The sequence below is a fragment of the Pseudomonas sp. W2Aug9 genome (assembly GCF_023127755.1).
GTDB classification, from domain to species: Bacteria; Pseudomonadota; Gammaproteobacteria; order Pseudomonadales; family Pseudomonadaceae; genus Aquipseudomonas; species Aquipseudomonas synxantha_A.
This window is the reverse complement of the sequence record NZ_SPKL01000010.1, coordinates 845,848-858,761: the sequence shown is the minus strand read 5'-3', so window position 1 is coordinate 858,761 and position 12,914 is coordinate 845,848. Positions and strand designations below refer to the sequence as shown.

Below are 12,914 nucleotides of genomic sequence, written 5' to 3'. Positions count from 1 at the left end.
TAATGAATGGCAGAGGTCAAGGCAAAGGTTCTTCAAGCACGCAACTGTACCGATGCTCGTGCAGGAAATGGGTCGGCGGCAACACCGCGGAACACACGGCTCGCGCATACCGGCAACGCGGGTGAAACGCACAGCCTGTAGGCAGATTCAGTGGGCTTGGTGGCTCACCCGGCAAGGGGTGCGCGGGCAATGGCCGATGCGGGTCAATCTCGGGAATCGCCTCGATCAACGCCGCCGTATACGGATGACGCGGCGTGGTGAACACCGCCTCCACCGGCCCTTCTTCGACGATCTTGCCCAGGTACATCACCGCCACGCGGTCGCACAGGCGCCGCACGATGGCCAGGTCATGGGCGATAAACAGGATCGCCAGGTTCATGCGTTGTTGCAGTTCCAGCAGCAAGTTGATGATCTGGCCCTGGATCGACACATCCAGCGCGGCCACGCATTCATCGGCAATGATCAGGCGCGGCTCCACCGCCAGTGCCCGGGCGATACCCACGCGCTGGCATTGGCCGCCGCTGAGGGAGCCCGGTTTGCGCCCGGCCAACTCGGGGCGCAGGCCCACCAACTCCAGCAGCTCATTGACGCGTGCCGGGATCTGCTCCACAGCCACCTTGCGCTGCACGCGCAACACCTCGGCGAGGGTTTCGCCAATGCTGTGCCGGGGGTTCAGCGCGGCGTACGGGTCCTGGAAAATCATCGCGGTTTCATGGCGCAGGCGGGCGATGTCGATGGCGCTGCCGTGCGCCATATCGATACCGTCAAACAGCACCTGGCCGGCGCTGATCGGGTTGAGGTGCAAAATCGCCCGGCCCAGGGTGCTCTTGCCGCTGCCGGACTCGCCCACCAAGCCGAGGGTTTCACCGGCGGCAAGGTTCAGCGACACCCCGTTCACCGCCCTCACCCACTGCTTGTTCAGGCCGAGCAGGCCACTGCCGGACGCGGCAAAGCGCACCTCCAGGTCCTTGATCTGCAACAGGCTCATGGGCGACCTCCCAGTGGATAGTGACAGGCCACGCGTGCGCCTTGGGGCAACAGCTCGGTGCATAAGGCCCCGGCCTGCGGGCAACGCGGATTAAAGCGGCAACCGTCAGGCAAGGCATCGAGCAACGGCGGCTGGCCAGGGATGGTGCGCAACAAGGCATGACCGCTGCTGTGGGCCGGCTGGCAGTCGATCAGCCCAGCGGTATAGGGATGTTGCGGCCGCGCCAGCAGTTCGTATTTGCTGCCGTGCTCGCACAGGCGCCCGGCGTACATCACCGCGATGGAATCGCAGGTTTGCGCGACCACGCCCAGGTCATGGGTGATCATGATGATCGACAGGCCACGCTGGTCGCGCAGGTCGAGCAACAGGCGCAGGATTTGCGCCTGCACCGTCACATCCAGGGCCGTGGTCGGCTCGTCGGCAATCAGCACTTTCGGGTTGCAGCCCAGTGCCACGGCGATCATCGCGCGCTGGCGCATACCGCCGGAAAACTCATGGGGATAGTTGTCGACCCGCGCCTGCGGGTCAGGAATCCCGACCTGGCGCAGCACCTCGATAGCCTGCAAGCGGGCGTCCTTTTTCGACGCACCTTGATGCAGGCGGATGCCCTCGGCGATCTGCTCGCCGATGCGCATCAGCGGATCCAGGTGGCTGCTGGGGTTCTGGAAGATCATGCCCAGTTGCCCGCCACGCACGGCGCGCATACCGGCGTCATCCAGTTGCAGCAGGTCCTGGCCGGCCAGGCGTACGGCGCCGCCTTGCACACGCAGGCTGGGCGATGGCAGCAGGCGCATCAAGCCGCGGCAGGCCATGGTCTTGCCCGACCCGCTCTCACCCACCAGGCCGAGAATCTCACCTTCGGCCAGGTCGAAGGACACGCGATCCACCAAGGTGACATCACGCCCGCTGTTGTTGGCGATCACGCTGAGGTCGCGCACGTGCAGCAGGCTCACGAGCGGTCCCCCAACACTTGCGCGACACCGTCGGCCAACAGGCTGAAGCCCATGGCCAGGGTCACAACGGCCAACCCCGGGAAGGTGCAGATCCACCAGGCCGTGGTGATAAAGGCTTGCCCCTCGGCCACCATCGTCCCCCATTCCGCGGTAGGCGGTTGCACGCCCAGGCCCAGGTAACTCACGGCGGCGCCGTTGAGCAGCACCAGCACCGCGTCGGACATGGAAAACACGATGGAGCCAAACAGGGCATTGGGCAGCAAATGCCGGAACAGAATGCGCCCATGGCCAAACCCCAGGCTCTTGGCGGCCAGGGCAAACTCGCTTTCCTTGAGCACCAGGATCTGCGAGCGAATCAACCGCGCATACGACACCCAGCCCACCAGTGCCATGGCGATATAAAAGCTCTGCAAGCCAGGCCCCAGAATGGCCATGATCGCCAGCATCAGCACCAGGAACGGGAACGCCAGCACCACATCGATCACGCGCATACAGAAACTGTCGAAACGCCCACCCACATAACCGGACACCGCGCCGACGAAAGTGCCGATGATGAACGGGAAGATCACCCCGACAATCGCCAGTTGCAGGTCGATGCGCGCGCCCCAGATCACCCGCGATAACACATCCCGGCCGTAATTGTCGGTACCCAGCGGATGGGCAAGGCTGGGCGCCAGCAAACTCATGTCGGTGTTTTGGGCGATGGGGTCAAACGGTGCGATCCACGGCGCAAACAGCGCCAGGGCCAGCCACGTCAACAGGATCAGCAGGCCCCAGGCGGCGGTCAGGCGGCCATTGCGAAAGCCAAAGCGCAGGCGCAAGCGCCAGGGTGCAATCAGTGGGCGGCTGCTCATTGCATCTTCACCCGTGGGTCGAGGGCGACCGTTACTATGTCGGCGACGAAGTTGACCACCACCGTGGCACAGGCCAGCACCATCGCCACGCCCTGCACCACCATGTAGTCACGGGTGAAAATACCGCGCACCAGCAATTGGCCGATGCCCGGAATCGCAAACAGGCTTTCGATGACCACCGTACCGCTGATCAGCCAGCCGATGTTGACCGCCAGCAGGTTGACGGCCGGCACCAGCGAGTTGGGCAGTACATGCCGACGAAACACCGCAGCCTCGGACAAGCCTCGGGCCCGGGCGGCGGTGACATGATCGGCCTGCAGCTCCATCAACATACTCGCCCGCAGGTTGCGCACCAGCACCGCCGACAGCGCCAGGGCGATGGTCAGGCACGGCAACACCATATGGTGGGCCTTGTCCAGCCAGGTCCGCCCATAGCCAGACACCGGGAACAGGCCCCATTGCACGCTCAGCAGCAGGATCAGCATCAAGCCCAGCCAGAATGCCGGCATCCCCAGGCCGACCGTGGTGAAAACGCGGATCAGGTTGTCCGCCCAACCGCCTTTGTGGCGCGCCGCTACTGTCGCCAGCGGCACCGCGATCAGCAACGCCAGGGCCACGCTGCCCAGCACCAGCACCAGCGTCGGCTCGATGCGGGTAACGATCAGTTTCAGCGCGTCGACCTTGTACAGCAGCGATTGGCCGAGGTCGCCCTTGAGCAGGTTTTTCAGGAAGTAGAAGTATTGCAGCCACAAGGGCTGGTCGAGGCCGAACTGGGCACGGATTTTCAGCAGCGCATCCGGCGTACTGCGCGAGCCAAGCAAAGCCCGCGCTGGGTCGCCGGGGATCGAGCGCACCAACACAAAAGTGATCAGGCTGATGCCAAACAGCACCGGCAGCAGTTGCAACGGCCGGGACAGGACAAAACGGTAACGCGCCAGGTTCATCCGTCAGCCTCGGTTGCGAGCGAGAAAGTCCAGCAGCACCGGGAAGTACGCTTGAGGTTCCTCATAAAACGGCATATGGCTGCTATTGGGGAATACGTGCAGTTCGGCGTGTGTGGCGGCCAGCTTCATGCGCATGGCGCAGGCGGGGGTCAGTTCGTCGTGCTGGCCGGTAGTGATCAGGATCGGCATCCTGAATTCAGCCATCTCCTTGAGGCGGTTCCAGTCCTTGAGGTTGCCGATATAGAGGAACTCGTTGGGGCCCTGCATGGTTGCGTAGGGCCCCATGTTCCAGTCGCCCAGGGAGCGTTTGAGCGGCTCCGGCCACTCGTCGAGGCGGCACACATGACGGTAGTTGAGCAAGGTGATGGCGGCCTGGTATTGCGGGTGGTCGAGGGTGCCCATGGCTTCGTGGCGTTGCATCATGGCCACGGTTTCGCTGCCCAGGGCGCCTCGCAGGCGTTCGAGTTCCTGGGACAGATGGGGAATGTCGCCGACGGTATTTTCCAGGATCAGGCTTTTCAGCGCATCGGGATAATGGATGGCGTATTCGATACCGAGCCAACCGCCCCAGGAATGCCCGAGCAAATGCACGCGGCCCAGGCCCAGGGCTTGGCGCACGGTCTCGACTTCTTCGACATAACGGCGGATTTCCCACAGCGCAACATCGGTCGGTCTGGCTGATGCGCCCGTGCCAAGCTGGTCGAATGCAACCACTCGCAGGTTATGCGCTTTGAGCCAGCCATGAGCGTCACGCAGATAGTCACACGGCAGGCCTGGGCCGCCGTTGAGACACAGCAGCACTTCATCGCCTTCGCCAAAGCTGTAGACCACGAGGTTATGGCCGTCGACTTGTACGTTGTACTGCTGGTCGGGGGCAATTTCACGCCACATGCATACATTCCTTGTGTTGTATCGGCCTGGCGGGTAGCGGCCGTTTATCAGGTCAACACTACCGAGGATACCGTGCGTCCATAACCTAGTATTTCCTATAGGTTTGGCCTGGCTGTCCTTCGCCGGGGCGTGGCATTCTACTTGCAGCAAGTCGAGATTCAAATGAATTCGGGAGCAGAACGGATGCTGGCCAAGCTGACCGCCTTCAATAATCGCCTCATGCCGGGCAGGAGCCTGGATGAACAGATGGACAATACGTTTATTCTCGCCCAACAACTGGGCTTCGATGCGCTGGTGTACGACTACACGCCGGTGCCCATCGACCTCAATGGCACGCTGATTACCCCCTCGGTGTTGCAACTGCGCAACACACCGCCCGACTGGCACGCCTTATGGTGCAGCGAAGGGTTTTACCAGATCGACCCGGTGCAGCACCTGGCGTTGAGCACGGTATCGCCGTTTGTCTGGTCCTATGAAGCGAAAACCGAGACCGCCCTGCAAAAAATCATCGACCCGTGCCACGCCCCCGTTTCCTCGTACCTGCACGAACGTGAACTGACCTGCGGCGTCAGCGTGCCCATTCACTTGCCCCGTGGTGGCTTCGCATCGCTGACCGGCCTGCGCACCGGCAAGGCGCGCACGGTATTGAAGGACGCACAGCACACATTGGCCGACTTCAGCCTGATCACCCATGCCCTGCAGGAAGCGGCTTACCCGTTGTTCAGCAAGGAACTGCGCGCCTACCCGCACATCCACCTGACCAAGCGCGAACGCGAATGCCTGAAATGGGCCGCCGATGGGCTGACCGCCGCCGAAATCGCCACCAAACTGAGCCGCTCCCTGGCAGTCGTCACCCTGCACCTGGCCTCGGCCATGCACAAACTGGGGGCTAAGAACCGCGTCCAAGCGGTGGTGCGGGCCACCCATTACCGCTTGCTGGAAGGTTGAGTTTTCGCAAAAACCTAGCTGTTTTGCTAGTTACCTAAACTTTTTGTTCAGATTATCGTAACCCTGATCATTTTTTTCAGGGGTACGAAATGGAATTCATCGAAAAAGTTCGCGAAGGCTTCGCACCCTTTGGCGCCTACCAGACCTGGTATCGCGTCACCGGTGACCTGGGCACGGGCCGCACGCCGCTGGTGATCATCCATGGCGGCCCGGGCTGCACCCACGATTACGTCGATGCCTTCAAGGATGTCGCCGCCAGCGGCCACGCGGTGATCCACTATGACCAACTGGGCAACGGTCGCTCCACGCACCTGCCCCACAAAGATCCTTCGTTCTGGACAATCGGTCTGTTCCTCGACGAGTTGAACAACCTGCTGGACCACCTGCAGATCAGCGAGAACTACGCGATCCTCGGTCAATCCTGGGGCGGTATGCTGGGCAGCGAACACGCGATCTTGCAGCCCAAGGGCCTGCGCGCGTTTATCCCCGCCAACTCACCGACCTGTATGCGCACCTGGGTCAGCGAAGCCAATCGCCTGCGTAAACTGCTGCCCGAAGGCGTGCACGAAACCCTGCTCAAACATGAACAGGCCGGCACTTATCAAGACCCGGAATACCTGGCGGCCTCGCGGATTTTCTATGACCAGCACGTGTGCCGGGTCAACCCATGGCCCGAGGAAGTGGCGCGCACCTTCGCCCAGGTCGACGCAGACCCGACGGTGTACCACGCCATGAGCGGCCCGACTGAATTCCACGTGATCGGCAGCTTGAAGGACTGGAACGTGATTGGCCGCCTGGACGCGATCAAAGTGCCGACCCTGGTGATTTCCGGTAGGCATGACGAAGCCACACCGCTGGTGGTCAAGCCGTTTCTGGATGAGATAGCAGACGTGCGCTGGGCACTGTTTGAAGACTCCAGCCACATGCCCCATGTGGAAGAACGCCAGGCGTGCATGGGGACCGTGGTGAAGTTTTTGGATGAGGTGTGTTCAATGCCGCACAAAGCCCGCAAGGCTGGCTAGATTCCAATGTGGGAGGGGGCTTGCTCCCGATGACGGTGTATCAGTCAATATCTTCAGTGGCTGACACACTGCTATCGGGAGCAAGCCCCCTCCCACATTTTTAGACCTCTGTGGTTTCGGGTTTTGCGGCTTTCTTCGAGGTATCCGCTACCAGGGGAATCTCCTTACCCTCTGCATCAAACAACTTCCCACCCCGGTAGTAATCCCCATCACGCAGCGCGGCCACATCGCGGAAGCACAGGCTGCGCTCAGTCCCCGCCACAAACACTGACTGCTGGTCCGAGTTACCCGCGGTGAAGTGGTTGAACGCCAGGTTCAGCAAGATCGCCATGATTGCCGACGAACTGATGCCCGAGTGGAAGATGGTCGCGAACCAGCTCGGGAACTGATCGTAAAAGCTCGGCGCGGCGATGGGGATCATGCCAAAGCCGATGGACGTGGCAACGATGATCAGGTTCATGTTGTTGCGGTAATCCACCTTGGACAGCGTACGAATGCCACTGGCCGCGACCGTGCCGAACAACACGATCCCCGCGCCACCCAGCACCGAGGTGGGCACCGCCGCGATCACCCGCCCCATAAAGGGCAACAGGCCCAGCACCACCAGGAACACCCCGCCGGTGGCCACCACAAAGCGGCTCTTCACACCGGTCACCGCCACCAGGCCGACATTCTGGGCGAACGCGCTTTGGGTGAACGAACCAAAGATCGGCGCGAACATACTCGACAGCATGTCGGCGCGCAGGCCATTGCCCAGGCGCTTGGAGTCAACCTTGGTGTCGATGATCTCGCCCACTGCGAGGATGTCCGCCGAAGTTTCCACCAGCGTCACCATCACCACGATGCACATGGAAATGATCGCGGCCACATGAAAGGTCGGCATACCAAAGTGGAAAGGTGTAGGAAAGCCAAACATCGGCCCTTGCGTGACGCTGGAGAAGTCAGCCATGCCAAGCAGTACGGCGATTACTGTGCCGATCACCATTGCCAGCAGGATCGACAAACGCGAGATCGTGGCGCTACCGATTTTGCTCAATAGCAGCACCAGCACCAGAGTCAGGGCCGCGAGGCCGACATTCGACATGCTGCCGAAATCCGCCGCACGGCTGTTGCCGCCCATTGCCCAGCGCGCAGCCACTGGCATCAGCGTCAGACCGATAGTAGTGATCACGATGCCGGTCACCAGTGGCGGAAAAAATTTGGTAATGCGTGAAAACACCGGGGTGATCAACAGGCCGATCAACGACGCGGCCATCACCGCACCGAGAATTGCCGGAATACCTCCCGCACCGTCGCTGCCGACAATCGCCACCATGGTCGCCACACCCGCGAACGACACGCCCTGCACCAGTGGCAACTGACAGCCGAAGAACGGCAGGCCAAGGGTTTGCAGCAACGTGGCCAAGCCACCGGCAAATAACGACGCGGCAATCAACAGACCAATATCCGCCGGCGACAACCCGGCGGCCTGGCCGACGATCAACGGCACGGCGACGATGCCGCCGTACATGGTGAGTACATGCTGCAGGCCGTAAGCCATGTTGGCGGCAACGCCCAGATTTTCATCTTCGGGCCGCTGCGGTGACGCCTTCGGGATAGTCATGGTGAGGGGTTCTCTGTTTTTGTTGTGCGCTCACTGTATGCAATATTCAGACTGTATGTCCATAGAGTTGTATACAATCAATCGAACAAGATACCCTCCCGCGGCGTTACAAAAATAATCCGGCCGTCATGAGCCAGAACGCCAAAGGACAAAAATAATGAAAAAGGCACTACAGGGCGCAACCGTTGCATTGACCCTTCTGGGCGGTGGTGAGGCTGTCGCGGTGGAATGGATGAACAACAGCGTAGGATTTCGCTACGGCCAGCACTTCACCAATCCGAACAACCCCGACGATTTCAGCAAGCGCATCTACAGCTTCACCCACGCCAGCGGCTACCGCTACGGCAGCAACTTCCTCAACCTCGATGTGTTTCTGTCCGATAGCCGTGACCCACGCAAGGGTACCGACCATGGCGGCAGCGAGGTGTATGCCGTGTACCGGCACCAGCTGTATGCCTCGCGCGTGTTCGATCTGCCGCCGGGCACCGGGTTGATCAAGGATTACGCCCTGACCCTGGGTTTCGACGCCAACCGCAACAACAACTTCGCCTCAGCCAAAAAGCGCGCGCTGGTGATCGGCCCGACCTTGAAGTTCAACACCGTCGGCGTGCTGGACCTGAGCCTGATGTACTACAAGGAAAAGAACCACACCGGCATTCCCGGCGCGCAAGAGTCGAATCACACCTTCGACGACACCTACATGCTTAACCTGACGTGGATGCGCCCGTTCGAGGTCGGCAACCACGCGGCGAAATTCCAGGGGTTTATCAATTACGTCGGGGAGAAAGGCGAGGACTATCATGGCCGCGATACCGCGCCGGAAGGGCTGATGCGTACTGCGCTGATGGTGGCGCTGCGGCCGGGTAAAAGCGTCAAGCCGAACCTGTACCTGGGGGTGGGCTATGAATACTGGCATAACAAGTTCGGCGTGGATGGTGGCCGTGGCAGCCGCACCTCAACGCCGACGCTGAACATGGAAGTCACGTTCTAACTGAAGAAACGCAAAAAAATGTGGGAGCTGGCTTGCCTGCGATAGCGGTGTATCAGTGCCAGATGGGCTAACTGACAGACCGCTATCGCAGGCAAGCCAGCTCCCACAGTTTGATCGTATTGTCAGCTCAGGCGCTGGCCAGTTCGGAAGTATTGCGCTTCGGCCGCGCCAGCCAATACCCCAACACCGCCAACGGCGCCGTCGCCAACATCACAATCACCGTGATCATCAGCGGTTGCTCGATCATCGACGACACCAACAAGCTGGCCAGGAAGCACAGGCCCAGTTGCAGGGTGTTTTGCAGGGCCGCGGCCTTGCCGGAGTTTTCGGCAAATGGCATCAGCGCATTCGCCACCACGATCGGGTAGCTGGCGCCGTTGCACAGCGCCATCAGGCAGAACGGAATCAGCAAGGTGGTCAGGGTCGGCACGCTCAAGGTGGCCACCAGGTACAACGCCACCATACTCAGGCAATAGGCGCCCAGCAACCACGGCAACAGGGTTTTGCCCGCCAGGTGCTGCAAGGCGCTGCGGCAACTGTAGCCGCCAACGAGAAACGCCAGGGTCGGCAGTACGTAGCTCAGGCCGATGTCATTCGGGCTGTAACCCATGCCGCCGAGGATGAACGGCGAGGCCGTGAGCCATGCGAAGAAGCTGGCCGAACAGGCGGCGAAAATCATCACGTTGCCGGTAAACACCCGCGAGGTGAGCAACTGTCCATACCCCAGACGCGTGGGTCCGCCCTTGTGCTCCACACGCTTGGGCAGGCTACGCAGGAACAAGGTCGGCAACAGCAGCAATAGTGACACCACCAGCAACACGCCGAAGATCGCCTGCCAGCCAAAGTGATTCAACACCATGGCACCCAACAACGGTGCAAGGGCCGGCGACAGCGACATCAACGGCATGATGCTGGCGAAGACGCGATGGGCCTTGTCGGCCGGGTAGCGATCAATCACCAATGCCTGCCAGCTCACGGCCGCGGCACACACACCAATCGCCTGTATAAAGCGCAGCGCCAGCAGTTGCGGGGTGGTCTCGACCCAGAACATGCCCAGGCAACCGAGCACAAACAGACTCAAGCCCGCGAGCAGAATGGGCTTGCGCCCCAGGCGGTCCGAGAGCGGCCCCCACACCAACTGCCCCACCGCAAAGCCGGCGAGAAAAATGCTCAAGCTGGCGCCCACCGCGCCAGCACCAATATTCAACTGCTCGCCCATGGCGCCAAACGCCGGCAAGTACATGTCCATGGCGAGATAGCCGAGCATACTCAGCCCCGCCAGATACCAGGTAAAACCAAAAGAATTTTTCATCGAAGCCTTGTAAAAACTGCCATCAAACTATTTGCTGACTGGCGCCCATTATGAAGCTGACAAAACCTGTGTGAAGCGATAATAATTGGACACTCTCATCAATAATTTTGAAGGCAGCCCACATGTGGTCGGAATATTCTTTGGATGTGGTCGACGCCGTCGCCCGTCACGGCAGCTTCAGCGCCGCCGCCCAGGAACTGCACCGCGTACCGTCGGCCATCAGTTACACCGTACGCCAACTTGAAGAATGGCTGGCCGTGCCCTTGTTTGTGCGCCGGCATCGCGACGTGGAACTGACCCCCGCAGGCCGCCTGTTTATCGACGAAGCCCGCAGCGTGATGAAGAAAATGCTCGGCACCCGACGCTTGTGCCAGCAGGTGGCCAATGGCTGGAGCGGCCAGTTGAAGGTGGCGGTGGACTCCATCGTCAAACCCCAGCGCTGCCGCCAATTGGTGCTGGACTTCTATCGGCAGTTTCCCGAGGTGGAACTGCTGCTCGAATACGAGGTGTACAACGGTGTATGGGATGCGCTGGCCGATGAGCGCACCGACATCGTGATCGGCGCCACCAGCGCAGTGCCGGTGGCCAGTCACTTCAGCTTCCGTGACATGGGCCTGTTGAACTGGCTGTGTGTGGTCAGTGCCCGGCACCCCTTGGCGGCGGTGGAAGGCTTGCTCAGTGATGACCAATTGCGCCCTTTCGCCTCACTGTGCATGACTGACACCTCGCGCAATCTGCCCAAGCGTGACACCTGGACCCTGGATAACCAGCGCCGCCTGGTGGTGCCCAACTGGGCTTCGGCCCTGGATTGCCTACGCGATGGGCTGTGTGTAGGGATGGCGCCGGCCCATCAGGTATTGCCATGGATCGAGCGCGGCGAGTTGGTGGCGCTGCAATTGAGCCGGCCCTTTCCAGCCAGCCCATCATGCGTGGCGTGGGCGCAGAGCAAGCTTTCGCCGGCCATGGCGTGGTTGCTGGAATACCTGGGAGATACCGAAACCATGAACCAGGAATGGCTGAATGGCCCCTCCCTCTGAACCCCACACAGAACCACTGTGGGAGGGGGCTTGCTCCCGATAGCGGTGTATCAGTCAATATCTCCAGTGGCTGACACACTGCTATCGGGAGCAAGCCCCCCCTCCCACACTTTGATTGCGTTTTCAATCCAGCAATCGGGTGATGGTCCGTACGATCATCTCGGCTTCCTTGGCATCCAACGTCAGCGGCGGCAACAGGCGAATGATCTTGCCCCGTGTGACGTTGATCAGCAGCCCGTGCTCCTGGGCGGCACGTTGGGCCAGGTCGCGATAAGGGCTGGCCAGCTCAATCCCGATCATCAAGCCTTTGCCACGAATTGCCCGGACGTGCGGGTGCCCATCCAGCTCCATGCGCAAGCGCGCCAGCAAGTGTTCGCCCTGGTATGCGGCGTTTTGCAACAAGCCTTGCTCATGAATGATATCCAGCACGGTGCAACCGACACGGCACGCCAGCGGGTTGCCACCAAAGGTGCTGCCATGACTGCCTGGGGTGAACAGCTCGGCGACGGCGGCGCGGGCCAGGCAGGCGCCGATGGGCACGCCATTGCCCAGGCCTTTGGCCAGCGTCATCACGTCTGGCACGATGCCTTCGTGCTGGAAGGCAAACCAGGTGCCGGTGCGCCCGATGCCGGTCTGGATTTCGTCGAGCATCATCAGCCAGCCGTGGCGCGTGCAGTGGTCGCGCAAGGCTTTGAGATAACCCACTGGCGCCACCACCACACCACTTTCACCCTGGATCGGCTCAAGCAGCACAGCTGCGATGCGCGTGCCGAACTGCGCAGTGATCACCTCCAAAGCCTGCATATCGCCAAAGCCTACCTTGATGAAATCCCCCGGCAGGCGCTGAAAGCCCAGGCGCACCGACGGCCCGTCGCTGGCGGCCATGGTGCCCAGCGTGCGGCCGTGAAAGGCGTTCTCCATCACCACCACCAACGGTTGTTCAATGCCTTTTTTCCAGCCATGCAAGCGCGCCAGTTTCAGCGCTGTCTCGTTGGCCTCGGCGCCGGAGTTGTTGAAGAACGCGCGATCGAGCCCGGACAGCTGCGCCAGGCGTTGGGCCAGACGTTGTTGCCAGTCGATGCTGTAGAGGTTGGACGTGTGCAGCAGCAAACCGGCTTGTTCGCTGATAGCTGCCACCAGCCTGGGGTGGGAATGGCCGACATTGGTCACCGCCACGCCGGCGACAGCGTCCAGGTATTCGCGGCCCTGCTGGTCCCAGAGGCGCGTGCCCAGGCCACGGGTGAAGCTCAGGGCCAAGGGTTGGTAGGTGCTCATCAGGCAGGCGGCGGTCATGGTTGCGGCTCCAGTGCATCGTTGCGGTGATGGAAGTATCGTTAACCACCTGCGCTGGATAAACTGCGAATATCTGCA

At 61.2% G+C, this 12,914-nt stretch carries 12 protein-coding genes; 4 read left to right on the top strand and 8 right to left on the bottom strand.

Annotated features, from left to right (window positions below; all coding sequences use genetic code 11):
* Positions 1-16: 16 nt before the first annotated feature.
* The 5 genes from E3O56_RS10875 to E3O56_RS10855 are packed head-to-tail and all read right to left on the bottom strand — an operon-like array spanning position 17 to position 4,630.
* Entirely contained in the window at positions 17-988 is a 972-nt protein-coding gene (locus tag E3O56_RS10875) for an ABC transporter ATP-binding protein (protein WP_032877183.1), read from the bottom strand.
* Positions 985-1,941, bottom strand: a complete 957-nt coding sequence (locus E3O56_RS10870; protein WP_103733564.1) for an ABC transporter ATP-binding protein — start codon at positions 1,939-1,941, stop codon at positions 985-987. Before E3O56_RS10870 ends, E3O56_RS10875 begins: the two co-directional genes overlap by 4 nt.
* Positions 1,938-2,795, bottom strand: a complete 858-nt coding sequence (locus tag E3O56_RS10865) for an ABC transporter permease (RefSeq protein WP_103733563.1) — start codon at positions 2,793-2,795, stop codon at positions 1,938-1,940. The genes E3O56_RS10870 and E3O56_RS10865 overlap by 4 nt, the downstream gene beginning before the upstream one ends.
* Entirely contained in the window at positions 2,792-3,739 is a 948-nt protein-coding gene (locus E3O56_RS10860) for an ABC transporter permease (protein ID WP_032877185.1), read from the bottom strand. The genes E3O56_RS10865 and E3O56_RS10860 overlap by 4 nt, the downstream gene beginning before the upstream one ends.
* A 3-nt stretch (positions 3,740-3,742) precedes the next feature.
* Positions 3,743-4,630: a proline iminopeptidase-family hydrolase gene (locus E3O56_RS10855; protein WP_032877186.1), complete on the bottom strand. Its 888-nt coding sequence runs from the start codon at positions 4,628-4,630 to the stop codon at positions 3,743-3,745.
* Between the two features lie 183 nt (positions 4,631-4,813).
* On the opposite strand from E3O56_RS10855, the gene E3O56_RS10850 reads away from it, so the two are divergent.
* Positions 4,814-5,578 carry a LuxR family transcriptional regulator gene (locus E3O56_RS10850; RefSeq protein WP_005786276.1) on the top strand — a complete coding sequence of 255 codons (765 nt, stop codon included), beginning with the start codon at positions 4,814-4,816 and terminating at the stop codon, positions 5,576-5,578.
* Positions 5,579-5,667: 89 nt separating this feature from the next.
* Positions 5,668-6,600: a proline iminopeptidase-family hydrolase gene (locus E3O56_RS10845; RefSeq protein ID WP_103733561.1), complete on the top strand. Its 933-nt coding sequence runs from the start codon at positions 5,668-5,670 to the stop codon at positions 6,598-6,600.
* 100 nt (positions 6,601-6,700) lie between these two features.
* Here the strand turns inward: E3O56_RS10845 and E3O56_RS10840 are convergent, their stop codons facing one another.
* Positions 6,701-8,203, bottom strand: coding sequence for a nucleobase:cation symporter-2 family protein (locus E3O56_RS10840; protein ID WP_032877188.1), 1,503 nt, complete (start codon positions 8,201-8,203; stop codon positions 6,701-6,703).
* A 157-nt stretch (positions 8,204-8,360) separates the two neighbouring features.
* On the opposite strand from E3O56_RS10840, the gene E3O56_RS10835 reads away from it, so the two are divergent.
* Positions 8,361-9,194: a nucleoside-binding outer membrane protein gene (locus E3O56_RS10835; RefSeq protein WP_032877189.1), complete on the top strand. Its 834-nt coding sequence runs from the start codon at positions 8,361-8,363 to the stop codon at positions 9,192-9,194.
* Between the two features lie 127 nt (positions 9,195-9,321).
* Here E3O56_RS10835 and punC read toward each other — a convergent pair whose 3' ends face one another.
* Positions 9,322-10,506 carry a purine nucleoside transporter PunC gene (punC, locus tag E3O56_RS10830; RefSeq protein WP_005786270.1) on the bottom strand — a complete coding sequence of 395 codons (1,185 nt, stop codon included), beginning with the start codon at positions 10,504-10,506 and terminating at the stop codon, positions 9,322-9,324.
* Between the two features lie 122 nt (positions 10,507-10,628).
* Here punC and punR point away from each other — a divergent pair, with 122 nt between their 5' ends.
* On the top strand, positions 10,629-11,543 hold the full coding sequence (punR, locus tag E3O56_RS10825; RefSeq protein ID WP_032877190.1) for a DNA-binding transcriptional activator PunR: 915 nt from the start codon (positions 10,629-10,631) through the stop codon (positions 11,541-11,543).
* A gap of 123 nt (positions 11,544-11,666) precedes the next feature.
* Here punR and E3O56_RS10820 read toward each other — a convergent pair whose 3' ends face one another.
* Complete coding sequence (locus E3O56_RS10820) at positions 11,667-12,836, bottom strand: aspartate aminotransferase family protein (protein ID WP_248128203.1); 1,170 nt, start codon at positions 12,834-12,836, stop codon at positions 11,667-11,669.
* Positions 12,837-12,914: the final 78 nt, after the last annotated feature.